The 26,719-nt window shown below is 32.7% G+C and carries 22 protein-coding genes; 14 read left to right on the top strand and 8 right to left on the bottom strand.

Features of this window, described 5'->3' with window-relative positions:
• Window positions 1-51 precede the first annotated feature (51 nt).
• On the top strand, window positions 52-549 hold the full coding sequence (locus NNH57_RS05475) for a DUF192 domain-containing protein (RefSeq protein WP_074408303.1): 498 nt from the start codon (window positions 52-54) through the stop codon (window positions 547-549).
• Between the two features lie 115 nt (window positions 550-664).
• Here the strand turns inward: NNH57_RS05475 and secDF are convergent, their stop codons facing one another.
• The 5 genes from secDF to gyrB all read right to left on the bottom strand — a co-directional run bounded on the left by secDF (window position 665) and on the right by gyrB (window position 8,791).
• On the bottom strand, window positions 665-3,703 hold the full coding sequence (secDF, locus tag NNH57_RS05470; protein ID WP_108808408.1) for a protein translocase subunit SecDF: 3,039 nt from the start codon (window positions 3,701-3,703) through the stop codon (window positions 665-667).
• 176 nt (window positions 3,704-3,879) lie between these two features.
• The gene (locus NNH57_RS05465; protein ID WP_074408305.1) at window positions 3,880-4,500 is read right to left on the bottom strand and encodes a hypothetical protein; all 621 of its coding nucleotides are present in this window, start codon (window positions 4,498-4,500) and stop codon (window positions 3,880-3,882) included.
• A 246-nt stretch (window positions 4,501-4,746) separates the two neighbouring features.
• Window positions 4,747-5,673 (bottom strand): malate dehydrogenase, encoded by a 927-nt coding sequence (gene mdh / locus NNH57_RS05460; RefSeq protein WP_074408306.1) that lies wholly within the window; start codon window positions 5,671-5,673, stop codon window positions 4,747-4,749.
• Between the two features lie 86 nt (window positions 5,674-5,759).
• Window positions 5,760-6,761: a DUF6588 family protein gene (locus tag NNH57_RS05455; RefSeq protein ID WP_074408307.1), complete on the bottom strand. Its 1,002-nt coding sequence runs from the start codon at window positions 6,759-6,761 to the stop codon at window positions 5,760-5,762.
• Window positions 6,762-6,850: 89 nt separating this feature from the next.
• Window positions 6,851-8,791, bottom strand: a complete 1,941-nt coding sequence (gyrB, locus tag NNH57_RS05450; protein ID WP_074408308.1) for a DNA topoisomerase (ATP-hydrolyzing) subunit B — start codon at window positions 8,789-8,791, stop codon at window positions 6,851-6,853.
• A gap of 442 nt (window positions 8,792-9,233) precedes the next feature.
• Here gyrB and NNH57_RS05445 point away from each other — a divergent pair, with 442 nt between their 5' ends.
• The gene (locus tag NNH57_RS05445) at window positions 9,234-10,250 is read left to right on the top strand and encodes a M12 family metallopeptidase (RefSeq protein ID WP_159099265.1); all 1,017 of its coding nucleotides are present in this window, start codon (window positions 9,234-9,236) and stop codon (window positions 10,248-10,250) included.
• A 163-nt stretch (window positions 10,251-10,413) separates the two neighbouring features.
• Here the strand turns inward: NNH57_RS05445 and asnB are convergent, their stop codons facing one another.
• Window positions 10,414-12,093 carry an asparagine synthase B gene (asnB, locus tag NNH57_RS05440; RefSeq protein WP_074408310.1) on the bottom strand — a complete coding sequence of 560 codons (1,680 nt, stop codon included), beginning with the start codon at window positions 12,091-12,093 and terminating at the stop codon, window positions 10,414-10,416.
• Window positions 12,094-12,353: 260 nt separating this feature from the next.
• On the opposite strand from asnB, the gene NNH57_RS05435 reads away from it, so the two are divergent.
• On the top strand, window positions 12,354-12,887 hold the full coding sequence (locus tag NNH57_RS05435) for a DUF2911 domain-containing protein (RefSeq protein WP_108808406.1): 534 nt from the start codon (window positions 12,354-12,356) through the stop codon (window positions 12,885-12,887).
• A gap of 1,967 nt (window positions 12,888-14,854) precedes the next feature.
• On the opposite strand, the gene NNH57_RS05430 is transcribed toward NNH57_RS05435, so the two are convergent.
• Both NNH57_RS05430 and NNH57_RS05425 read right to left on the bottom strand, forming a co-directional pair.
• Window positions 14,855-15,484 (bottom strand): 7-carboxy-7-deazaguanine synthase QueE, encoded by a 630-nt coding sequence (locus tag NNH57_RS05430; RefSeq protein WP_074408312.1) that lies wholly within the window; start codon window positions 15,482-15,484, stop codon window positions 14,855-14,857.
• 141 nt (window positions 15,485-15,625) lie between these two features.
• Window positions 15,626-16,042, bottom strand: coding sequence for a RidA family protein (locus NNH57_RS05425; RefSeq protein WP_234423397.1), 417 nt, complete (start codon window positions 16,040-16,042; stop codon window positions 15,626-15,628).
• A gap of 153 nt (window positions 16,043-16,195) precedes the next feature.
• On the opposite strand from NNH57_RS05425, the gene NNH57_RS05420 reads away from it, so the two are divergent.
• The 11 genes from NNH57_RS05420 to NNH57_RS05370 all read left to right on the top strand — a co-directional run bounded on the left by NNH57_RS05420 (window position 16,196) and on the right by NNH57_RS05370 (window position 26,708).
• Complete coding sequence (locus tag NNH57_RS05420) at window positions 16,196-17,731, top strand: helicase HerA-like domain-containing protein (protein WP_108808405.1); 1,536 nt, start codon at window positions 16,196-16,198, stop codon at window positions 17,729-17,731.
• 40 nt (window positions 17,732-17,771) lie between these two features.
• Window positions 17,772-18,341 (top strand): hypothetical protein, encoded by a 570-nt coding sequence (locus NNH57_RS05415; protein ID WP_108808404.1) that lies wholly within the window; start codon window positions 17,772-17,774, stop codon window positions 18,339-18,341.
• Window positions 18,342-18,352: 11 nt separating this feature from the next.
• On the top strand, window positions 18,353-18,721 hold the full coding sequence (locus tag NNH57_RS05410) for a cupin domain-containing protein (protein WP_074408316.1): 369 nt from the start codon (window positions 18,353-18,355) through the stop codon (window positions 18,719-18,721).
• Window positions 18,718-19,557 carry an alpha/beta hydrolase gene (locus NNH57_RS05405; RefSeq protein WP_108808403.1) on the top strand — a complete coding sequence of 280 codons (840 nt, stop codon included), beginning with the start codon at window positions 18,718-18,720 and terminating at the stop codon, window positions 19,555-19,557. The genes NNH57_RS05410 and NNH57_RS05405 overlap by 4 nt, the downstream gene beginning before the upstream one ends.
• Window positions 19,558-19,685: 128 nt before the next feature.
• Entirely contained in the window at window positions 19,686-20,699 is a 1,014-nt protein-coding gene (locus tag NNH57_RS05400) for an SIMPL domain-containing protein (protein WP_074408318.1), read from the top strand.
• A gap of 65 nt (window positions 20,700-20,764) precedes the next feature.
• Window positions 20,765-21,634, top strand: coding sequence for a 23S rRNA pseudouridine(2604) synthase RluF (gene rluF / locus NNH57_RS05395; protein WP_108808402.1), 870 nt, complete (start codon window positions 20,765-20,767; stop codon window positions 21,632-21,634).
• Between the two features lie 98 nt (window positions 21,635-21,732).
• The gene (locus NNH57_RS05390) at window positions 21,733-22,689 is read left to right on the top strand and encodes a YybH family protein (protein WP_074408320.1); all 957 of its coding nucleotides are present in this window, start codon (window positions 21,733-21,735) and stop codon (window positions 22,687-22,689) included.
• A gap of 21 nt (window positions 22,690-22,710) precedes the next feature.
• Window positions 22,711-23,136, top strand: a complete 426-nt coding sequence (locus tag NNH57_RS05385) for a VOC family protein (protein ID WP_074408321.1) — start codon at window positions 22,711-22,713, stop codon at window positions 23,134-23,136.
• A 222-nt stretch (window positions 23,137-23,358) separates the two neighbouring features.
• Window positions 23,359-24,180, top strand: coding sequence for an outer membrane protein assembly factor BamD (locus NNH57_RS05380; protein WP_132066105.1), 822 nt, complete (start codon window positions 23,359-23,361; stop codon window positions 24,178-24,180).
• Window positions 24,181-24,371: 191 nt separating this feature from the next.
• Window positions 24,372-25,292 carry a sterol desaturase family protein gene (locus NNH57_RS05375; RefSeq protein ID WP_074408323.1) on the top strand — a complete coding sequence of 307 codons (921 nt, stop codon included), beginning with the start codon at window positions 24,372-24,374 and terminating at the stop codon, window positions 25,290-25,292.
• Window positions 25,293-25,343: 51 nt separating this feature from the next.
• Complete coding sequence (locus NNH57_RS05370; protein WP_074408324.1) at window positions 25,344-26,708, top strand: aldehyde dehydrogenase; 1,365 nt, start codon at window positions 25,344-25,346, stop codon at window positions 26,706-26,708.
• The last annotated feature ends 11 nt before the right edge of the window (window positions 26,709-26,719 follow it).

Below are 26,719 nucleotides of genomic sequence, written 5' to 3'. Positions count from 1 at the left end.
ATTTTTGAAGTGCGGCTTTTTTATCTACTTTTAGTTCTTATAAAAAAACTGATGAAAAAAAGCATTTATATTTCAATTTTTGCGTGTGCAACACTAAGTATGTTTTCTTGTAAAACAGAATCTAAAAATGACAAGAATCTGACTAAGGAGATCACATTTACCAAGGAAGGTGAACTTTCTTTGTTTGACCTAAAGGATTCAATCCCTAATCCAATAACCAAATTAGATATCGAAATTGCCGACTCTGATTACGAAAGAGAAACAGGTTTGATGTATCGCAAATCTATGCAGAAGGATCGGGGTATGTTATTTATATTTTCTGAAGAAGCTCCGCATTCGTTTTATATGAAAAACACAAAGTTCCCTTTGGATATCATATTTATAGATGCAAAAAACAAGGTGGTAAGTATCCAAAAAAACGCACAGCCTCTTAATGAATCTTCATTACCATCTGAAGGGCCAGCACAATATGTGTTAGAAGTTAATGCTAAACTTACTGATACCTGGAATCTTAAAGCTGGTGATTCTATTTCTTTCACCAAGATGTAAAAAAACAATCAAACCTCACAGGTTTAGAAAACCTGTGAGGTTTGAAAATATACATAAACAAAAATCCTTTCTAATTGCTTAGAAAGGATTTTTATAATTATAACTTCAAAAGAGATTACTTCTTCTCTTCGGTTTCTTTTTCTTTAGTCTTTAAACCAACTTTACGCACTGTATCATACATTACCGGAGTTGCAATAAATAGTGACGAATAAGTACCTATAATCACACCAATAATTAACGAGAACATAAACCCTCTTAAAGGCACTGCGAATATAAAGATCGCGATCAGTACCAATAATGTAGTTAAAGATGTATTTAAAGTACGACTTAACGTACTATTTAAAGCTCCATTAACGTTTCTATCCAACGGTCTTCCAGTATGCTCGTTGAAGAATTCCCTAATTCTATCAAATACAACCACGGTATCATTTAACGAGTATCCGATTACCGTAAGTATAGCCGCAATAAACGCCTGATCAATTTCCATATTAAATGGCATAAATTTATAGGTTAGAGAGAATATCCCCAGTACTATCAATACATCATGGAATACCGCCGCAACTGCACCTAAACTAAACTGCCATCTTCTAAATCGCAGTAAGATATATAGGAATACAACTATAAGAGACGCAAGTACAGACCAAAATGCTGCTTGCTTAATATCATCGGCAATTGTTGGTCCTACTTTCATAGAATGCATAATACCTACTTGCTTATCGTCCCCGCCATTAGCAAATTGATCATAGGTTAATCCATCTGTTAAATACGGTTTTAAAGCTGTAAATAATTTGTTTGAAATTTCTGCATCTACTTCTTCTCCTGTTTCATCAACTTTATACTTTGTCGTAATTTTTAGTTGATTATTTGTTCCGTAAGTTTTTGCTTGTGCACTTTCAAAAGCAGCAACAAGATCTTTCTCTACTACAGCAGGAACAACATCTTTTGCAAAACGAACAGTATACGTTCTTCCTCCTACAAAATCTACACCTTGATCCAGTCCATTAGTAAATAAAGAACCAATACCAGCTACGATAATAATACCAGAAATGACATACGCAATTTTACGCTTCTTTAAGAAATTAACATTAACGTTCTTAAATAAGTTTTTGGTTGCTCCTGTAGAAAAAGCCAGCTCTTTACCATTTTTACCATAACCATCTATAAATAATCTGGTAACAAAAATCGCTGTAAACAATGAGGTTAAAATACCTATTAATAAGGTAGTCGCAAATCCTTTAATTGGTCCAGTACCAATAACTAATAAAATAAGACCTGTAAGACCTGTAGTTATATTTGCATCAAGTATTGATGATAATGCATTATTAAATCCATCTTTTATAGCATCTACCTGAGATTTACCTTTTGCCAGCTCTTCTTTAATTCGTTCAAATATTAATACGTTTGCATCAACCGACATACCAATCGTTAATACAATACCTGCAATACCAGGAAGCGTTAATACCGCTTTTAATCCTGCTAATACTCCAAAAATAAATAAGATATTAACCACCAAGGCCACATCTGCAAAAAGTCCAGCTTTACCATAGTAAAACACCATCCAGATCAGAATCAATACTAATGCTATTGCAAAAGACATGACACCACTATCAATAGCTTCTTGACCTAATGATGGTCCTACTACTTCACTTTGTATAATATCGGCAGAGGCTGGTAATTTACCTGCTCTTAATACATTTGCCAAATCCTGACCTTCTTCTATAGAAAAATCTCCAGTGATTTCACTTCTTCCTCCACTAATTGCTCCTGTTGTAACACCTGGAGCAGAATATACTATATCATCTAATACAACTGCTATCTGACTGCTTTGATTAAAAGCACGACCAGTCATTTCTTCCCATTTTTTAGCTCCTTTACCATCCATTTGCATGGTAACTGTTACTTTACCTAATTGGCTATATTCTTGTCTTGCATCTGTAATAACACCACCACTTAGTTCTGGCTCATTATCTCTATTTCCTTTTATAGCATATAAATCTAAAAACTCAGAATCTTTTTCTGGTTTTCCCCAGGCAAATTTCATAAAACGTTGCTCTACCGGCAATAAAGCTTTTACTTTAGGATCATTAAGATATGCCATAAATTGATCTGCATTCTTCTTCTCTACAGTAGCCACTACTGGCCCCCCTTGTCTTCCTTGTCCTACAATTAGATCAAACAATGGATTTACCTGCGCTTCAATATCTGTAGAATCTTCTGCATCTTCTAATAAGTTTTCGATAGCTGCGTCAGCATCAGTTGTTGTAGAATCAACTTTTGCCGTATCTACCTGAGTAGAATCTACTAACGTTTCACTAGTTTCTGCAACTTTTTCTTTTATTTCATCTACACCTTCAAGCTCTTCTTTAATCAAATTATTAGCAGCAATAAGATGATTAAAAACTTCTTCCATCTTATATACGTCCCAAAATTCTAATTGAGCTGTACTTGTTACCAAGCTTTTTACTCTCTCTATATCTTTTGCTCCAGGAAGTTCTACCAAAATACGACCAGATTCTCCTAAACGCTGGATATTAGGTTGTGTAACTCCAAACTTATCAATACGCTTACGTAATACTTCGAATGCAGATATTACAGACTCGTCAATCTTACGTTTCAGGATAGGTTTAACCTGCTCATTGGTCATATCATAAGTGATATCATCACTTAGATTTTTGTTTGCAAAAATATCTGGTGATGCTAACTTTGCATCCGGAATTTTTTCAAATTCGGTAAAGAAATCATCAATATAATTATTCTGACTATTTTTCTGTACCTCATCGGTAGCAAGCAAAGCTTGATTAAACGATGGGTCTTTAGATTTATTAGCTAGCCCACTTAAAATATCTTTTACAGAAATTTGCAGAATAACATTAATCCCTCCTTTAAGGTCAAGCCCTTTATTAAGTTCTTTATCCTTTGCATCATTATATGTAATACCGGCAAAAATTTCTTCTTTACCAATAGAATCTAAATAATTACGCTCTGCGGTCTCCCTTAATTTTGAATAGTCTTTTACGCTTTCGGGATACTTTTGCTGTGCATAAATTTCAGCTTCTGCCTCTTTTGTGTAGGCCATGTATGTATATGACAATTGGTAAATACATACCAAGCCAAATAAAATAGCAAATACCCTAACAAGTCCTTTATTTTGCATTATTTATTTATTTTGGTCAAACCTGTTAAAACGAGTAATTATATACTATACTCAAGGCTTGACAATTATTTTTAATTATTTAATACTGTGTGATTAAGCTTTATCAAACTATTGACAAAAGCTCTATTTTAAAATATGGTAGTTTTTAGGAATTTCTTAAAAGCTGTAAATTCCAATCAAGAGATTGGTCCAGCTCTTACTTCTGGAATGTTATGTGAAGTATTATCTATTGCAATTGCAATATTTGTATTTACTTTTTGGGCTATCTTTACAAGCCTATCAATATAATCGGTATCTATTTCTTTAACAAAACTATACGAGTTAGAACCAGAATAGCCATCGCGTTCATGTTTTACTTCTAAAACATACTTTCCATTAAAGTCAGCATCAAAATCTGTACTTTTTTGGATTTCATAAACATCGAGATTATAGTCTTTAGAATTTTTATTTAAAGGAAACTGGTTATCATCTTCATTTTGGTCGTAAAAAACATGATCCAGGGCTACATCATGTGCTTCAGAAAGTATTCTCTTTATGTACTCTACATCTGCATCACTATAGTAAGCAATTTTGAGCTTGCCATTTTTTAGCCCCTTTGATATCCTTGTATGTTGAACCCCTATAGATTGTAGTTGTTTTTTTACAAGTGTTATCGCATTTTGAGCTTCAACAGAAGTAATCTCATTATTAACAAACTCTAATACAATTTCCTGATTAGGTACTACGGTTTGCTGCTGAATAACAACAAGCGTTGCTAAAGCAGAAATTAAAATCCCGAAGTACCATTTTTTCTTCATGCGGCAAATATAAAAAAATTAAAACTGCATTTCTAAAGTCTTCAAATAAATATCTATTGCAATCTTTGAACATCAAAACGTATAAGTTTCAATTTTGGTATTTATCACTATTCAAAAAACATCAAAACCGAGGCTTGTTGTACTGTAAAGACTTCATTAATTAGAGAAAATCATATTTCTACACTATCGTAAAAACAATAAGAGCTGCATAAAGCAGCTCTTATTAAACTTATTTATAAGGATATATTATAACTCTAATAATCCATTTGTTTTCTTAACACCTTCAGCACTTTCTGCAAGTTTAGCTTTTTCTGCATCGTTAAGTTCTATTTCAACAATCTTTTCGATTCCGTTTCTACCTAATACAACTGGCGCACCGATACAAAGATCATTTAATCCATATTCTCCTTCTAACAAAGTAGAACAAGGGAAAATTTTCTTTTGATCACAAGCGATTGCTTGTACTAAACCAGATACTGCTGCTCCCGGAGCATACCATGCCGATGTACCTAATAATTTGGTTAATGTAGCTCCACCAACTTTAGTATCTGCAGCTACTTGCTCTATTCTTTCTTCTGAAATAAATTCTGAAACAGGCACACTATTTCTCGTAGCCAATCTTGTTAATGGCACCATACCTTTATCGCTATGACCACCAATTACCATTCCGTCAACATCAGAAATAGGAGCACCTAATGCTTCTGCTAATCTATACTTAAAACGAGCACTATCTAAAGCACCACCCATACCGATAATTCTATTTTTAGGAAGATTGGTTGTTTTATGTACCAAATAGGTCATTGTATCCATAGGATTACTAACCACAATAATAATAGCATTAGGAGAGTGTTCTATCAAACTTGAAGATACTGTTTTAACAATCCCTGCATTAATACCAATTAATTCTTCTCTTGTCATTCCTGGTTTACGAGGAATTCCTGAAGTAATTACAGCAATATCACTTCCTGCAGTTTTAGAATAATCTCCTGTAGTACCAGTGATTTTGGTATCAAACCCGTTTAAAGAAGCGGTTTGCATGAGATCCATTGCTTTTCCTTCTGCATATCCTTCTTTAATATCTAACACTACTACTTCTGAAGCAAAATTCTTTATTGCTATATATTCAGCGCAACTAGCACCTACTGCACCAGCTCCTACTACTGTAACTTTCATGGTATATTTTTTTGAATGTAATTAAACTTATTTATTTCGCGAAAATACGAATTCTTTGATGAATTAATTAACAAATAGAGTGTTAATTACCAGCCAAAATTAAGTCCTAAAGAAAGGTTATTATAGTTTTGCAATGTATAATCCAGATTCGCTCTAAAAATACCAAACTGTACTTTTGCGCCAATTGATGCTTTAACTCCTTTTGTTCTGTTTTTCACACTTATTGGATCTATTACCGTTTGTGATGTTAGCGGTCCATTCTGGATTTGATAGGTTCCCAATAAATCTGCATCACTCGAGCCAAAATAATATCCTAGCCCCCCATAAAAGTTTAAAACCGGTAATTTGGTAGATACAATACCTGTGATCAACCATGAATTAGTATTTAAGCGCACTTCCTGATCTGCACCTTCTATCCCACTACTGGCATTAATATCATAAAAACCTTTTACATTGGTATATCCTAATAAAGCAGATAGTCTAACGGGCCATCTCTTTAACGGAAAAACCCAATCGGTAAACTCATGCTGAAAAGCAACACCATACAGTTGTATTTCTGCATCTTGTACCGCTTTGATCCTTGGCAAAAATCTAAGTTTTATTTCTGTACTTTTTATTAATCCCATTGATCCTTGAATAAATCCGCTTGGTAAAGAACCAATTTCAGAATCACCTATCCCATTTGGTAAAATAACTTCTAATTCTGTAGCTTGGCCTCGATTTATCACTACTGCTATTTCTTCTCGGTTTACACCTAATGCATTTGCAACAGTCTGACTGGTTTGCCCATTTCTAAATGTTAAATCTGTATAATTCTGCACATTTAGAACAAAGGATTGTTTTTCTTCTCTTACAAAGGAAAGGTTACCTACAATCCCAGCTTCGAAGTGCCACAATTTCTTTGTTTCTGCTGTATTATACCAACCATTTGACATAGCATTTACTAAGGACTCTCCTGCAGATGCAAAATAATCTTCACTAAATCTCTGGGCATTTTCAATTCCTATTTCAAGAATTTGATCGATATCTGTTTGCGAAAACGTAACATGACCTAGAAGTAATGCCAACAGCAAAGTACATTTTTTCATAAGATTTGGGTTTAATAGGCATTGCAATATAAAAAAAATCCGCTATACCTATTATATAGCGGATCTTAAATATACTTCTAAGCTATTGTTTATGCATCAATATTTGCATACACAGCATTCTTTTCTATAAATTCTCTACGAGGTGGCACTTCATCTCCCATTAACATAGAGAATATGCGATCTGCTTCTGTAAGGTTGTCAATTGTAACCTGACGCATGGTTCTAAATTCTGGGTTCATAGTAGTATCCCAAAGCTGTTCTGCATTCATCTCTCCAAGACCTTTATATCGTTGTATTTTCGAATTTTCTCCAAACTCTTTTACAATCATATCTCGCTGATCATCGTTCCATGCATATTGTTTTTTGGCTCCTTTTTTCACCAAATATAATGGTGGAGCTGCTATATAGATATGTCCAGCTTCAATGAGTTCCTTCATATAACGGAAAAAGAATGTCAGGATTAATGTCGAAATATGACTACCATCGACATCGGCATCACACATAATTACAATTTTATGATAGCGTAATTTTGACAGGTTTAGCGCTTTACTATCTTCTTCGGTTCCGATAGTAACACCAAGAGCAGTAAAGATATTTTTGATTTCTTCATTTTCAAAAACTTTATGATGCATTGCTTTTTCTACATTCAATATCTTACCGCGTAACGGAAGAATTGCCTGAAACATACGATCACGCCCTTGTTTTGCTGTTCCACCTGCAGAATCTCCCTCGACTAGAAATACTTCACATAATGCAGGGTCTTGTTCTGAGCAATCAGAAAGTTTACCTGGCAAACCACCAATACTCATTACTGATTTACGTTGTACCATTTCACGTGCTTTTTTAGCAGCGTGACGTGCCTGAGCAGCAAGGATTACTTTCTGAACAATAGTTTTAGCATCATTTGGATTCTCCTCAAGATAATTCTCCAGCATTTCAGAAACAGCTTGTGATACCGCAGAAGTAACTTCTCTATTTCCTAATTTAGTTTTGGTCTGTCCTTCAAATTGTGGCTCCTGAACTTTTACTGAAATAATAGCTGTTAATCCTTCTCGGAAATCATCTCCAGCAATTTCGAATTTCAATTTATCTAACATCCCTGAAGCGTCTGCATACTTTTTAAGTGTAGCAGTTAAACCTCTTCTAAAACCTGAAAGATGTGTTCCTCCTTCATGGGTATTAATATTGTTCACATAAGAATGTAAATTCTCTGCATAAGAGTCATTATAGATCATCGCCACTTCTACAGGAATATTGTTTTTTTCGCCTTCCATAGAAATCACATCTGCTATAATAGCACTACGACTTGCATCAAGAAATCGAACAAATTCTTTTAATCCTTCTTCAGAATGGAAAGTTTCAGTAACATCATTACCTTCATCATCCTGATGACGTTTATCTGTTAATGTAATTTTTATTCCTTTATTAAGATATGCCAATTCACGCATACGACTTGCCAAAGTATCATAATTATATTCCAGAGTCTGCTGAAAAATTGTGGGGTCTGGTCTAAAAGTAACTATAGTACCATTAAAATCTGTATCTCCTGTAGATTTAACAGGATATAATGGTTTACCCTTTTCATATTCCTGCTCCCATACTTTACCTTCTTTATGAACAAAAGCATGCAAGTGAGCTGATAATGCATTCACACAAGATACTCCTACCCCGTGAAGACCACCAGAAACCTTATAAGAATCTTTATCGAATTTTCCTCCTGCACCTATTTTGGTCATTACAACCTCTAAAGCAGAAACACCTTCCTTTTTATGTATACCTACAGGAATCCCTCTACCATTATCACGAGTAGTAACAGAATTATCTTCATTGATAGTTACTTGTATAGCATCACAATGCCCTGCCAGTGCTTCATCAATTGAATTATCTACTACCTCATACACCAAATGATGTAACCCTCGAGATCCAACATCACCAATATACATCGATGGACGCATACGTACGTGCTCCATCCCTTCGAGTGCCTGAATACTATCGGCGGAGTAATTTTTCTTATTAGCTTCTTCGCTCATAAAATCCCTTAATTAATTATTTTATTTTTTGACAACAAACAAAGATAAAAAAAGAGTAAAAGGATCAAAGAGTTTTATCAAGAAGGATTTAACGAGTTATCAACAATTAGTTATAAATAGTACTAGAAAAATAAAAAACGCTCTTAAAAACGATAAAAATGCCCTTAAAATGAATTTAAGATTTATTTATATTCTAGAAAGGATGATTTCAATTTGCAAAATCTGTAGTATTTATAACAGTAAATTATAAGTATTAAAAATCATGTCCCGAGTATGCATACACGCCAAAAATAAGTAGTTTTTGCACAAATCTTATCGGTTTATACCCAATAAATAACATTTTGTTTACTAAAACGACATGTTTATGTAAAAGAAATTAATCTTTAGAATGTTGCATCTATATTTGATAATAACATTTTTACACAAACTTAATATAACAATTATGAAAACTAAAAAAATTAATGCACTTAAGACTCTGGTACTAGGTGTGGTATTACTTTTTGCTTCTTGTCAAAAAGAAAACATTGATGAGAGCATAAATACAAACTCATTATTAACAACTGGAAAAACTATTGAAAAATATTTTCAGGGAGATTTGGTAACTGTCGAAGATATAGGCAATGGAGAATTTCTCTACAACTCAGATATCATTCTTTCTGAAGAAATATTATCAGACACTCCTCCTGCTCCTTTTGATCCAAAAGCTGCCCCGAGTGCTGCTGAAGCTGATCAAAAACTAGCTTTATGGGGTTCTACTAATAAATGGCCAAACAATACCATAGTTTATGTTCTTGGAAACTTAAATAGTAATTTACGTAGTAATCTTACCGAGGCTTTTAGACGATGGACCAGTAAAACTAATATTAAATTCAAAAAAAGAACCAATGAGTCTTACTATGTAACAATTTATGAATCTACCAATGTTTGTTCAGGATGTGGCAGAGCATCCTTTGGTGTACAAGGAACCAGAGGAACTGTACAATTAGGAAATAGAGCTAGCGCCAGTCTTATTGCACATGAATTGGGGCATACTCTTGGGTTTGTTCATGAACAAACAAGATCTGACAGAGATGACTATGTTATTATAAAGTGGAATAATATCCGGTCGGGTATGGAAGGTAATTTCAGAAAAAGTTCAAGTGCACAATTATTAACTAGAAAATTCGATATTAACTCTATAATGATGTATCATCCTTATGGTTTTTCTAAAAATGGTCAACCAACAATTACCTTACTTAATGGGCAAACGTATAATGGAGCTCAAAAAACTATTTCCCCATTAGATATTGAAGGGACCAACAAAGCATATCCATCCCACTCTAGCGACCCATGTGCAGGTGTAAGTCCATGGTCTTCGGGACAATCGTATGCTATAGGAGATAGAGTAACCTACTCTGGTTATTTATACACGTTACAAAGTAATAATAGATGGCTTCGGGGAGAAAGATGTAGCAACTAAATTAGCTCATATTACCTAAAAGTAAAGAAGGCTACAATTAATTTTGTAGCTTTCTTTTGTTTTAATTTTCGACATAAGATATATTACAAAACCCTAAGAAAATATTCTTAGGGTTCTAATCTCAATTAACTCAACTTTCAGCTAGAATAAACTGTAATTTTTATCATATAGTAACATCATCATAAGCTTCTTCGTGTACATTGGCAATAGCTCTTCCACTTGGGTCATTCATATTTTTAAAAGCTTCATCCCATTCTAAAGCAATTTTTGTACTACATGCTACCGATGGTTCTTGAGGAACACTTAATGCTGCAGTATCACTAGGAAAATGTCCTTCAAAAATAGTTCTATAATAAAATTCTTCTTTGTTTTGAGGTGTTTGTATTGGGAACCTAAAATGTGCATTCGCCATTTGCTCATCTGTAACTTCGACCTCAACAATTTCTTTTAATGTATCGATCCAACTGTACCCTACTCCATCAGAGAATTGTTCTTTTTGTCTCCAGACAACGCTTTCTGGCAAATAAGATTCAAAAGCCTTTCGAATAACCCATTTTTCCATTCTCTCCCCGTTGATCATTTTATCTTTTGGGTTAATTCTCATTGCAACATCCATAAACTCTTTGTCCAAAAACGGAACTCGCCCTTCAATTCCCCATGCGGCAAGCGATTTATTTGCTCGTAAACAATCATACATATGTAATTTGTTGAGTTTACGCACAGTTTCCTCATGAAATTCTTTTGCATTTGGTGCTTTATGAAAATATAAATACCCTCCAAAAATCTCATCGGCTCCTTCTCCCGACAGTACCATCTTTACCCCCATAGATTTAATAACTCTAGCCATCAAATACATTGGAGTCGAAGCTCTTATGGTAGTAATATCATAGGTCTCTAAATTATAGATCACATCTTTTATCGCATCAAGACCTTCTCTAATAGTAAATTTTATTTCGTGATGTATGGTCCCTATATGATCGGCTACTTTTTGTGCAGCTTCCAAATCTGGTGAACCTTCTAATCCAACAGAAAACGAGTGCAATTTTGGCCACCATGCATCTTTGGTGTCACCAGATTCTATTCGTTTTTCTGAATATTTTTTTGCTATAGCAGAGGTTACTGAAGAATCTAATCCACCAGATAGCAAAACACCGTAAGGAACATCAGACATTAATTGTCTATGAACAGCGGCCTCTAAAGCATCTCTTAGTTCATCAATACTCGTTTGATTTTCCTGCACTGCTCTATACTCAGACCAATCTCTAACATACCACTTCTTTGGCTCCTCTTCTTCACTTGATAAATAATGTCCTGGAGGAAACAATTCTATTTTGGTACAAACTCCTTCAAGAGCTTTTAACTCAGATGCCACATAGAAAGTACCGTTTTGATCCCACCCCATATAAAGAGGAATAATCCCCATATGATCTCTAGCAATAAAATATGTATTCTTTTCTACATCATATAGTGCAAAAGCAAAAATACCATTAAGATCATCTAAGAAATCTACACCTTTTTGCTTATATAGTGCCAAAATTATCTCACAATCAGATTCTGTTTGAAAATCATAAGTTCCTTCAAATTGTTTACGAAGCTCCCTGTGATTATAAATTTCTCCATTAGCGGCTAGCACCAATTTATTATCTGCACTAAACAATGGTTGTTTACCAGAAACCGGATCTACTATAGCCAATCTTTCATGGGCTAGTATTGCATTTTTGCTGGAGTATATCCCACTCCAATCCGGGCCTCTATGTCTAATTTTTCTTGACATCTCAAGTAATTGAGGTCGTAACATCTCTGAGTCTTGCTTTATATCAAAAGCACAAACAATTCCACACATATTCTTCTTTTTCTATTATTTTGAAAGGTCAAAGGTTGATTTATAGTTACAAAATAAAAACAATAAACCCAATACAGCTTACATATTAAAACAAAAAACACAACAAACTATAACAAAAAGAAACTATAAAAAGGGTGTATTCTTATATATACTATCAAATTGTCATCTCAAACATTTAACACAACTTATAGACTCGATTAACATTTCAATTGTAAGTTCAACAATATCTTTACGTCTGTCATAAAAATTAAAATCAAATTATGAAAAAATCACTCGTATTAGTTGTTATTATGTTTTTGGGTACATTATCAAGTGTAAACGCTCAAAAATTTGCAGGATTACAGAAAAGTCCAACCGATATTTCTTATGCTAAGAAAGATAGAAATGCCAAACCAGAGATTAAAGTTGTTTATAGTCGTCCACAAAAGAAAGGGCGTAAAATTTTTGGTAGTTTAGCGGCTTATGATAAAGTATGGAGAACTGGCGCTGATGAGGCCACCGAAATTAGATTCTCTCAGGATGTAAAAATGGGAGATAAAACTATTAAAGCAGGAACATATTCATTATTCACTATTCCTGGTGAAAAAGAATGGACTATTATTATAAATTCTGATCTAGATAGCTGGGGAGCCTACTCTTATGATAAAAGTAAAGATGTGGCTAGAATTAATGTTCCGGTTGGAAATGGTGATGAATTAGAAGTGTTTTCTATAGCTTTCAAAAAAGTAGACAAAGGATATCACATGGTAATGGGATGGGATACTACTCGTGTAGAAGTACCTTTTTATTTATAGCAAACAAAGAATTTACAATTTAATTCATAAAAAAATAGCTTGAAAATAAATTTTCAAGCTATTTTTTTCCTCAACCTTTGTATTTGTTCTTATCTCTAACAGAGATAATAAGTTCTTGTGTTATCTGTGAATAGCATGACCAGATGCCCCAGGTAACTCTTTTAGAAAATCCATTACAATTCTAAAAGTTAATCTAAATTTTGTGTAAAATAGCCCCATATGTTACGTTTAAAAATTAATGTAATTATTATTCAAATATAATACCGATATAACTCGATGTCAATAAATTTATATATATTTTAGACATAAATCAAGATTTTATCGATAATAAGCACGAAAATCTTAATTCTAATAAGTCTACCCCTAATGCTTTGTTATTTTATACAAGGATAATGGGGTGATTTCCCTCAATTCCTTAACATAAATTTTTCAAAAGCTTATTCTTTTTAGTTTCATTTTGTTTTCAAAATTGTCCCTCAACAATTTCAAAAAATCTTATCTATGGATTGCATTACTGCAAGCCGATGGTAGTTGTCTTAAAAAGGTTTTTAAAGCCTTTATATCAACAAAAAAAATACCGTAAAATAGCTTCATAATCTTTTGATTTAAAATTGTTATACAAAGATAATGTCTATCCCTTTTGACCAATAAAAATTAACATCGACAAAACAAAATTTTAGACATAAAACATTTTAAAACGCCATAACATCAAAAACTAAACTATCCGTGTTAATTTTTGAAGTTTTTTCCTACGAAATAAAGTGGTATTTTAGGGGTTTTCTCCCCCTTTTTTCTTTCATATCCTTTCAATCAAGTTTTCTTAAAACATACAAAACAACCAAAAAGCATAATTATATCTATATAGTATTCTAGAAATACTATTATCCATTCTTTGTTAGAAATGTAAAAAAGAGATTATACTAAATGTAGTATACCCATTTTTTATATTTTTTTTGAATATTGTTTTCTTCGATTGAATGTTATGTTATGAAAAATTAAAGAAAATAATGAAGTCTATTGATCAAAATGATTATAACGTTTATTCGTATAAAAACTTAAAAGTTAATTGATCACTAAATGTAACGAAGAATTTATAAGGAATTGTTAATTATACGGAGAATATGAAGTGTTTTTGTTTAACTTAAATCAAAAAAAGCGATCTTCTAAAAAGGAGTATTTATCCTAAACCAGATATAGTCCTTTTCTTATACACCATATCATCTTTTTCTTACTTATGAAAATTAGTAAGAGACTGTTTCTCAAAACAATCTCTTACTAAGGGTCTAAAAAATAAAATAATCGTTGATAATAAACTAGTGCATTCATCATTATTATTTATTGATTGCATATTGAGATGCTCCTGGAAGATCTTTTAAAAAATTAATTACTACGTTAAAACTTAATCCGAAAATAGAGGTAAAATATTTCATAACTGTTTGGTTTTTAATTACAGTTACAAATTTATCTCATATTTACATTTGTAAGTACAAAAAATCGTTAACTGGTCTAAAAGAATAATTAAAACGACATTTACATTCGACGAAAGGTAAATTTGCGTTCAAAATCAAAAAGTTTATATAATACTTTATGCGATATTTATCTACGCATAGCATATAGAGATGCTCCCGGTAATTCTTTCACAAAACTGATAAAAGCTCTAAAAGTTAATCCAAATGTAGCGTATAAATTTTTCATAAGAAACTGATTTTAAATTGTTCACATAAATTTAAACACTACTAAAATAAGTAGTAAAACAAAAATGATAATTTCGATATAAATACTTAAAGAGCTGGGTAAAAAGTATACAAAATATTGAAAAACCATAAATATCGTAGTCTTTTTCCTTCAAAATAAAAAATGAAATATGGGGAATTATCCCCTAAATTATGGAAAAACCATAATGTATTAATGATTAAATACTTGTATTTTTATTCAAAAAGACTTAATAATCAATACAATAGATCTTTTTAAGGAATATTTAAGTATTTATGAGTTTGAAGAGAAACTTTCCATTTTGGATTTTTCATAACATAATCGACAATCAGAGGAATAATTTTTTCGCGAACACTCCATTCGGGTTGGAGATACAATACACAATTATCGGAAACCTTGTCTGCTTGCTTCTCGGCAAATTCAAAATCACTTTTGTTATAAACAATACATTTTAACTCATTAGCTTTTTTATAAACTTCTTCTTTTGGAAGTTTTACTTTTTTGGGAGAAAGACAAATCCAGTCCCATTCACCTGTTAGAGGATAAGCACCAGATGTTTCAATATGAGTTTTAGCTCCCCTACCCTTAAGTCCCTGGGTTAACAGTGTCATATCCCAGGTAAGAGGTTCTCCTCCCGTAACTACAATTACATCACTATACTTTAGTGCATTTTCTACAATAACATTTGTATCTGTTGGAGGATGCAAATCTGCATTCCAACTTTCTTTTACATCACACCAATGGCACCCAACATCACAGCCGCCGATTCTAACAAAATATGCCGCTGTTCCTTTGTGATAACCTTCTCCCTGAATGGTATAAAATTCTTCCATCAAAGGAAGCATCTTACCATCATTCACCAATTTCTGTATACTCTTCTGCATAAGGCTGCAAATGTAAATAATATTAAATTACGATTTCAGAATAATTACATCTTAAAAAATTCTTCTAATCAAAATTATGAAATACAAACAAAAATGACTTAATCTACCATCTCATAGTAATAGCATATTAGACTATTACCTCTACTCAGACTTAACAGCGATACATTCTATTTCGATCTTAGCACCAACCGCTAATCCTTTTGCGGCAAAGGTAGTTCGTGCCGGTTTTTGAGGGAAATAAGTTTTATACACTTCGTTAAAAGCAGAAAAATCTTCTATATCAGCTAAAATTACGGTACACTTTACCACATCTCCCATATTCATACCATGGTGTTGTAAAACTGCTTTGATATTTTCCAGGGTTTGTTTTGTTTCAGGTTGTATTCCACCTGGCACCAATTTTCTCACACTATGATCCATTCCTACCTGACCAGACAGAAAATATAGATTCCCTACCTGTACGGCATCAGAAAAAGGAGCGGTTGATTTTTTAGGTTCGTGAGTTTTATGAAAAACCACCTCATCTACAGGCTTTATAGTATCTGTTTTACAGCTCATTAAAAAAGTGAAGAGACAAACTATTAGTGTTATTTTTTTCATGGATCCCGAATAATAAAAAATTAGTATTGTGATTTACTTTATATTAAAAGTAACTTATAATTTCTATAGAAAAGTTAAGATTCCTATTTTTATGCAAAATTATATTGAATTATGAGTGATAACCAGGCATTTCTTGAACATATTAACGAAGGTTATAAAACTAAAGGTGATTTCCTAACTATGGGAGCAGCCATGTACAATGGCGAAACAGTAACCGATGCTCATGTAAAAATCCCTTTAAAAACATTAAATCGCCACGGGTTAATTGCTGGCGCTACGGGTACAGGTAAAACCAAGACTCTACAAGTACTAGCAGAAAACTTAAGCGATCAAGGAATACCTGTACTTTTAATGGATATAAAAGGAGACCTCAGTGGGATTGCAGCTGCCAGTCCTGGTCATCCTAAAATTGATGAACGTCACGAAAAAATAGGCATCCCATTCGAAGCCAAAGATTTTCCGGTAGAGATTTTATCTCTTTCTGATCAGGATGGTGTTCGGCTTAGAGCTACAGTAAGTGAGTTTGGACCAGTTTTACTATCCAGAATTCTTGATGTTACTACTACACAAGCTGGGATTATCTCTATCATATTTAAATATTGCGATGATAATAAATTGCCGCTATTAGATTTAAAAGATCTAAAGAAAGTCTTACAATTTTCCACTCAAGAAGGTAAAAAGGAGCTAGAAAAGGATTACGGACGTATTTCTACAGCATCTACGGGTTCTATTTTACGTAAAATAGTCGAATTAGAACAACAAGGAGCGGATCTCTTTTTTGGCGAAAAATCTTTCGAGGTTCAGGATTTATGTAGAATTGATGAAAACGGTAGAGGTATCATCAATATCATTAGATTAACAGATATACAAGATAAGCCAAAGTTGTTTTCTACATTTATGCTTAGCCTTCTTGCCGAAATATATGGTACTTTCCCAGAACAAGGAGACAGCGGGAGACCAGAATTAGTGATCTTTCTTGATGAGGCCCATCTCATTTTTAAAGAAGCTTCTAATGCACTTATGGGCCAGATCGAAAGTATCGTAAAACTAATACGATCCAAAGGTGTCGGTCTTTATTTTGTAACTCAAAACCCAACCGATGTTCCTGATGGAGTTTTAAGTCAATTAGGACTCAAAGTTCAGCATGCCCTTAGAGCATTCACTGCCAAAGACAGAAAAGCGATTAAACTTACTGCAGAGAATTATCCAATTTCTGAATACTATGACACCAAAGAAATACTTACTTCCTTGGGAATTGGTGAAGCTTTGGTATCTGCCCTTGATGAAAAAGGACGTCCTACACCATTGGCAGCAACTATGCTAAGGGCTCCTATGAGTCGAATGGATATACTAAATGATAGTGAATTAAAAACTTTACTTAAAAAATCCAAGCTTATCCCTAAGTATAATGACGAAATAGATAGAGAAAGTGCTTATGAGCTTTTAAATGAAAAAATTGAGAAAGCAGAAGCAGAAGAAGCAAAAGCAGCCGCCAAAAAGGAAAGAGAAAAGCTAAATAGAAGCTCATCTAGTTCTCGATCGAGAAGCAGAAGAACCAGTGCTACAGAAAAAGCAGTAATCAAAGTACTAACTAGTGCCACTTTTATTCGAGGAGCTTTAGGAGTACTTAATAAGTTATTGAAATAATTTACGTTTATAATTTAACAAATCACTAAATCATCTAGTTATGGCAAAGAGAATGTTAAAAATTCTTCTTATTTCACTATTAATGTATAGCTGTCAGAAAGAAAAAAAACAAAACCCTTTTGAGATTACCAATAATAGAATAGGGCTATTAACCAGCGAAATAGAAATCAAAGAATTAGATTCTATCTATGCCAATGATTCTATTGCAAAAAGAACCGCTGGAGATCAGTTCCTTAATGATGTAAATGAAATAGTAATTTATGAAAAAGGAGGAACAAAGCTATTAGTTTTAGAAGCTCATAAAGAATCAGATCCAATGTCTACTATAGAAAATATTCAAATTGTAGATCCCAGATATAAAACTGCTTCAGGTTTATCTTCTAATGGTGTTTTTAAAGATATCAAAGACCATTACAATATCTCAAAAATTAATAATACACTAAGTACAGCTGTAATATTTGTAGATAGCATTCAGGCATATTTCACTATCGATAAAAAAGAATTATCAAAAAAATTTCAATCTACTACCGATATAGAAATAACAGCAACAGATATACCTGATTCTGCAAAAATCAAACATTTCTGGATAAGCTGGGATACAGCTAATTAAAAAACAAAAAAATGAGTAAACAATATCAGATCCAAAAGTCCCCTTTTATTGTTCCGACTACCGATGGAAAACTAATAGAAGAGCATTTTGGTATGGCAACTGATCAAAATTCTCAAATTAGTATCGCACATATGATTGTGCCACCTCACTGGAGCGAACCTTTTCAAACTCCAGAGTTTGATGAATACACCTATATTATTAGAGGTAAAAAACAGTTTATCATTGATGGAGAAAAAATAATATTAGAATCGGGACAATCTATTAAAATTAAAAAACACACGAGAATTCAATATACTAACCCATTTGATGAAGAATGTGAGTATCTTGCCATTTGCCTCCCTGCATTTACTATGGAAGCAGTACATCGTGAAGATGAATGAAAGAAAAATATAAAAAATACTTGCCTCTTATCATTGGAAAATACATCCAGTTTCTTTTCTTTTTTTATCCAAAAAAGGCAATCAATAAAGCATACATCTTATTCTGTACCCCAAGAAAAGGTAAAATATTACCCGAACAAGAAGATTTTCTAGAAGAGGCAGAAGATGAAATGGTTCTTATTGATACTATCTACATTCAGACTTATAGATGGTCTAGTATGGGAGAAACGATTTTATTAGTTCATGGATGGGAGAGCAATACGCATCGATGGAAGGTACTTATACAAAAATTACACAAAAAAGGATTTAATGTAATTGCTTTTGATGCACCGGCACATGGTAATTCTACAGGAAAAATATTAAACGTTCCTTTATACACCAAGTGCCTTCAAAAAATAGTTGAACTCTATCGACCTAATCATATGATTGGGCATTCTGTAGGTGGTATGACAACTATATTTCATCAATATACCTACCCAAATAAAGAAATAGAGAAATTAATAGTACTGGCACCTCCTTCAGAATTGTCCAGGATCATGAAAGGATATCAGGAAATATTAAAGCTTTCTCCAAAATTCATGAAGGCATTAAATCAATATTTCAAAGAAAAACATGGTTTCTATTTTGAAGAATTCTCGATGACAAGTTTTGCTAAAAACCTAGCACTTAATGGGCTTTTAATTCATGATAAAAATGATGATATCGCTCCTTATAGCGAAGCCGAAGGTATTAGCAAAAATTGGAACAATGCCCTATTTATTACTACAGAAGATTATGGTCACTCTCTGTTTTTTGATGAAGTTGATAATATGATTATTGATTTTTTGAAAGTATAGGGACTTAAACAAATTCTAATAGCCTCTTTTTTTAGAAAAAAAGCACTTCCCTCATTTAAAAGCACCGTTTACTCATTACTGTTTTCCTAAAACCCATCTTCAACATAGATTTACGATAAATCTATATCATGAAAAATTTAATTTATATCTTCTTAGTATTCTCTAATTCTTTCGCCTTTGCTCAAATTAAAGGAAACGCAACAATTATTTCCAGACAAAATATAATCGCTCCTGCAGAATTGGCAAATGCTGATATTTATGGAAATCAAATACAACAATTCAGACAAAAGGATTTAATACCAAATCCAGTAATAACAATCGATGCTAAAGTGTTAAACAATATTGTTGCCGATTCGTATACCGCAATTTTTAATATCGTTCAAATTGGAAGAACATCTCAAGAAACCTATACATTAATGAAAGAGAGGGTAGCAAAAGTAAAAGATGGGTTGCGCACTAAAGGTATTTTAGAGGGAGATATTATTATAGATGTCATATCATTTGTTCCTGTATACGAAACTGTAGTAGAAAAAAAATTGTTTAGCAAAAAATACAATGAAGTTCCTAAAGGTTTTGAATTACAACAAAATATCCATGTAAAATTCACTAATGTAAATCAATTTGAAAAAATACTTGCTACCTGCGCAAATAATGAAATTTATAATCTTGTTAAAGTAGATTATTTCATAAACGATATACAAACCGTATACAAACAACTACGTACAGAAATATTGAAAACCCTAAAAGAGAAACAACAATTCTATACAGATTTAGGTTTTGACTTAACATCATATCGTCCAACAATTGCTGACACCAAATATTGTCATTTTCCAAAAGAATTTTATAAAAACTACCAGGCTTTTCATAGCACCTCTTTAGAAACACTTAATAAAAAACAAGGGGTTGTAACTGCAAAAAAACAAACCACATATTATTATGATCCTATCACTTATAAAGATTATGATATGGTTATAAATACGTCAATAGTTGAACCTGTTGTGCAAATAGGTATGGAAATAAAACTACAGTACACACCTATACTAAAAGAGCAAAAACCAATTGAAAAAGAAATTACAAATCCGAAATATTTCTTAATCTCACCAGATGGAAACATTGATATTAAAGAATTAAAATTAAACTAATACCATTTATCATTTTGTTATAACCGTTATCTTTAAATGTTATCTTTGTACACTATTTATATTTTATGCTTGAAAAAACTTTCACAAGACTTAATAAATATCTAAGCGAAGTTGGCTATTGCTCACGTCGTGAGGCAGATAAATTAATCGACCAGGGGCGCGTTACCATTAATGGTAAAGTGCCAGAAATGGGGACCAAAGTTACTCCCGATGATATTGTTCGGGTAGATGGTGAATTAATAAACAAACCTAAAGAAAAACACGTATATCTTGCTTTTAATAAACCTGTTGGCATAGTTTGCACAACAGCACAAAATGAAAAAGATAACATTGTAAATTATATTAATTATCCTAAACGTATTTTTCCTATTGGTCGATTAGACAAACCTAGTGAAGGACTTATTTTTTTAACTAGTGATGGGGATATCGTTAATAAAATTCTTAGAGCGAGAAATAATCATGAAAAAGAATATGTAGTAACAGTAAATAAATTGATTAGTCCGTTATTTATAAAGCGAATGAGTAATGGAATCCCAATTCTCGATACTATAACCCGTAAATGCGAAGTAGAACAAATTAGTAAATATGATTTTAAAATCGTGTTGACTCAGGGGCTTAATCGTCAAATTCGTAGAATGTGCGAATACCTTGGGTATGAAGTGATAAAATTAAAACGAATTAGAATCATGAATGTACCTCTTGATGTTCCTGTAGGAGAATGGAGGTATTTAACAGAAAAAGAATTAGGAGTTCTTAATGCTGATGTTGACGATTCTAGTAAAACAGAAGAGGCTTCTATACTAGATGATACTAAACCCAAAAAAAACACGAATAATTCAAGACGACTTACCTCTAAAAACGATAAAAAAAGGAATTCTGATAAAAGAAGTTCTCGTGGATCAAGAGATAAAAAACGGAGAGATCGAAGAAACTAATCTTTTTTTCGTTGTTAATTATATCTTAATTCCTCCTTTATTAAGTTTTTCCCTTTTCTAAAATACCTAAATTGTCTTACTAATCAATTCTCAATCCCATGATTCGAATACTGTCTTCTTTATTTTTATTGGTAAGTATTGTAGCTTGGAGTCAGTCAGAATACGAACCTTCAGAAGCACATCCTTTTGGACAACCAAATCCTAAAGCACCAAAAGAAATTCTGGATTTTGCACCTCTTATAGGGAAATGCAATTGTATATCACAAACCAGAAATCAGGATCGAACCTGGGGGGAACCAAATAAAATGACCTGGGAATTTAAGTATATCATGAACGGAATGGCTATTCAGGATCAAACCTTAAAAGCAGATGGTCGACACTCTGGTAGTATAAGACAATTTAATGTAGATAGTAGTCAATGGTATGTACATTATTATTCATCTGTAAGAGCCAACCCTGCGCTTTCTTCCTGGAAAGGAAATCAGAAAGACGGAAAAATCATTTTATATCGTAAACAAAAAGCTCCTAATGGTATGGATGGTTTTTCTAAACTTAGTTTTTATGATATTAATGACAATGGATTTAAATGGCTTGGTGAATGGGTAGATACAAATAAGTCTATTTCTTTTCCGACCTGGAAAATTGAATGTGTTAGAGAAGAAAATACAGAACAACTCTTTGATGAAGAACTAATAAGAGCAGAGGCAAAAGCTTTTTCTAATGCTTATCTAAGGCAAGATTATGAAGCTATCGCGAAGATTTATACGGATAATGCAAAAATATTTCCAACCAATGCACCTATCATTAAAGGATATGAAGCTATTAAAAAAAGATGGGAAGGATCTAGTGGCTATACTCCTATCGAGCATGAAATTATTCCTGAAGAAATTATAATTCTCGGAGATACTGCTCATGATTATGGAATCTATAAAGGAAAAAACAAAAATGACGATGGTACAGAGGTAACATATCAAGGAAAATATGTCGTTATCTGGAAAAAAGTTAATGATCAATGGAAAATGTATTTGGACATTTGGAATAGAATAAAAAAATAACCCTAATAATTTTATTAGAAAATGAATACTTTATCTCCTTTTCATCTGGCAATCCCTGTCCATGATTTAGAAAATGCCAGAAATTTTTATAAGGATATTCTAGAACTTGAAGAAGGTCGAAGTAGTGAGCACTGGGTTGATTTTAATTTTTTTGGTCATCAATTGGTAATTCATTACAAATCAAAAACAGATATAGAAGATAATCATAACAATTTGGTAGATGGTAAAGATGTTCCTGTTCCTCATTTCGGGATTATTCTAGAATGGAGTATATGGCAAGATCTTGCAAAAAAACTATCGAATAAAAATATTCAATTCGTTATAGAACCCTATATCAGGTTTGAGGGAGAAGTTGGAGAACAAGCAACTATGTTCTTTTATGATCCTTGTGGTAACGCATTAGAGTTTAAGTCATTTAAAGATACTTCTCAAATTTTTGCAAAATAAACACCTCTTACCTCCTATTATTAAATAAAAAAGTAGCATTTTACAAATAAATTGTAAGTATAATCTTACCTTTTCCTTAAGATCAAAGCTTAAATTACGTATTTTAAAGGATTTTTACTATATTAGGGCTATAAGCAAATTTTTTACTGTTTTTTAACACATTTAACCTAATAATAATTTTGTTTTAAACAATTAATAACCATAATCTCAAAAAGTTTAGTAATGAGAAGAATTATACTTTTTAATATTTTAATGACTTTGATTCTAGTTAGCTGTGGTATTCCTCAGGCTGACTTTGATAAATTAAAGGAAGAAAATGATAAATTAAAAAAAGAAATCGCAGAATGCCAGCTAACTCCTAGTCAAATACTTGAGCAAGCGCAGGAGTATCATGATGCCTTAGACTATACCAGAAGTAAAGAACGACTCGAAACTCTGGTTGATAAATACCCTAACTCTAGCGAAACCAAGAAAGGAAAAAGCTTACTGAAAAAGGTTAAGAAAGAGATTCTTCAAGCTGAAAAAGCACTAAATAAAGATGAGTTAACAGAAAAAAATAATTCTAAAGAGTATCAAAAAGCGATTGCTAAAATGCGGAAGAAGTATGATGCTGTTAATGAAGTGACCTGGTATTCAGACAAATCTTCTATCCAGGTAAATACTAAAAGCTATTTTCAGATTTATATTGGCAAAAAAGATAATCGTAAACCATGGTTAGGATTTTCTATAAACTATTTCACTAAAAAAGATTGGTTATTTGTTCAAAGAATCGAAATAGATGTGGATGGTAAAATTTATGATGTAGAAGAAGACACCCCTGGAGAGTTTAATTCGAAAGAAGAATCTGGAGGTAAAAGAGAATGGATTGATCGTGTTGTAAAACAACTTGAGATGCCTATGATAAAAGCAATTGCTTCAGGAAAAAAAGTTAAAATAACATTTTTCGGTAAAGAAAACGTTGACTCAAGAATTGTAAGTAAGGCAGAAAAGAAATCTATGAAAAATGTCTTGGCAGCCTTTGAGCTACTTAGAGAGCTTCATTAAATCATAAAACAACCTAAAATAAGCGGTTTGAAAAATAGATTGACTAATATGTTCATTTATTTTTCAAACCGTTTCTTTTATACAAACTAATACTAAAATAGGGTTCGTAATCGAATACTTCAATTTTGTGGATGATATCCTAAAAATTCTCCCTATATTCCGCCACTATGGAATAAAACAGAAAAAGAAAAATGGAATTTATTAAACCCTTGACCTATGGAGTGCCTCTTTTTTTGGCACTAATTTTATTAGAGCTCACCTACAGTAAAACTCACAATCACAAGGACTTATATAACTGGAAAGATTTAACTGCTAGCTTAACTATGGGTGTGGGATCTGCAATCTTAGGGCCATTGATCAAAACTATTTTTTCTATTGTACTCTTTCATTTTGTATACGAACTTTTTAACCCAGAAATCGATGGGGTACGAACTAATATTATGGGTTGGAAATCCTTTGGATTTGCATGGTATGTTTGGCTTTTATGTCAACTCGCAGATGACTATACCTATTATTGGTTTCATAGACAAAATCATATGGTAAGAGCTTTATGGGCTGCACATATTGTACATCATTCTTCGGATAATTTTAACTTGGGTACTGCAGTAAGAAATGGATGGTTTACTCTTCTTTACAAACCATTGTTTTATATGTGGTTACCCGCAATAGGATTCCCTCCTGGGATGGTAATAGTTTGCCTGGGTATTGAAGCCCTATGGCAATTTCAACTTCACTCGGTATATATTCCTAAAATGGGAATAATTGAAAAAATATTCAATACACATACCATGCATCAGGTACATCATGCCAAAAACATAGAGTACATGGATAAAAATCATGGAGGATTTCTTAATATTTTTGATAAAATATTTGGAACCTGGAAAGAACTAGACGAAGATATAGAAATAAAATATGGTGTTACACATGCTCCTAATTCATATAATCCATGGGTGATCCTCACTCATGAATACAAGGACATATGGAATGACACCAAAAAATCAAAAAACTGGTATCATAAATTCATGTATATTTTTGGCCCTCCAGGGTGGAGTCATGACGGTAGTACTTTGACTGTAAAACAGATGCAACGAGAACTTAAGCTTAAAAAGTAAAAAGCTTAATAAAAATCCTTATTTTTAAGATTCTCAAGAATATTTATCATTATGGATTACCAAGGTGTCATAGATCAACAACGTCTATTTTTTAATACAAATACGACAAAAGACATCTCTTTTAGAATTAGAGAACTAAAGAAGCTAAAAAATGTTTTACAAAAAAATGAGAAGCTACTTTATATGTCTATCTATACAGATTTTAAAAAGTCTGAATTCGAAACTTATGTTACCGAGTTATCCATAATCTATCACGAAATTGATCTTGCTTTAGTAAAAATTAAAAAATGGGCTCGAAAAAGAAAAGCTTCTACAGGATTAGCAAATCTTCCTGGGAGAAGCTACATTATCCCAGAACCATATGGGAGTATTCTTGTAATCGGAGCATGGAATTACCCATATCAATTATCACTTTGCCCGGCAATAGCAGCAATTGCCGCTGGGTGTACTGTTATTCTTAAACCAAGTGAGATCCCATCTCATACCTCTAAGGCAATCGCTTCGCTTATCAATCAAAATTTTGATCCTGCTTTTTTTAAAGTTATCGAAGGCGGGGTACAAGAAACGTCTGATCTTTTAAAAGTTAAATTCGATAAAATATTTTTTACAGGAAGTGTATCGGTAGGAAAAATAATCTACCAGGCAGCCGCAAAACACCTTACTCCGGTTACCCTGGAATTAGGAGGTAAAAGTCCTGCAATTGTTACTAAAGATATACATATCAATATGGCAGCCAAAAGATTGGTTTGGGCCAAATTTCTTAATGCCGGACAAACTTGTATTGCCCCGGATTATGTCTTGGTCGAATCCTCTATATACGATCAATTTTTGGCAGCGATGCGAAATCACATTAATAAAGCTAATTACAAAGTAACTCACCATAATTATACGCAGATCATTAATGATAAGAATTTTGATCGACTTAATAGCTTAATAGATCCTGATAAAATATATGTAGGTGGCCCGGGTGATCCAGAAGAGCGAGTAATACCACCAACAATTCTAAAAGATATTTCTTTTTCTGATAAAGTAATGCAAGAAGAAATCTTTGGCCCTATTTTACCAGTGCTTTCATTTGATTCTATCGAAGAAGCTATCACAAAAATCAAAACACTATCCAAACCTCTCTCTTGCTATGTTTTTACCAAAAACAAAGCGGTAAAAAACAAAATTCTAAACGAAATATCCTTTGGAGGTGGCGCTGTAAATGATGCTGTAATGCATTTTGCAGAACAATCTCTTCCTTTTGGAGGTGTTGGTGATAGTGGCATCGGAAATTATCATGGAAAATATGGATTTGATACTTTTTCCCACTTCAAGAGTATTCTTCAAAAACCATTTTGGATAGAGCTTAATTTAAAATATGCTCCGTATAGTGCAAAAAAATTGAAATGGTTAAAACGAATTATCGGGTAAATACATCTTAA

Origin of the sequence: Aquimarina spinulae, from assembly GCF_943373825.1 — a bacterium.
Taxonomy (GTDB): Bacteria; Bacteroidota; Bacteroidia; order Flavobacteriales; family Flavobacteriaceae; genus Aquimarina; species Aquimarina spinulae.
The sequence above is the reverse complement of the archived record's forward strand: the minus strand, read 5'-3'. Positions and strand labels throughout refer to the sequence as shown.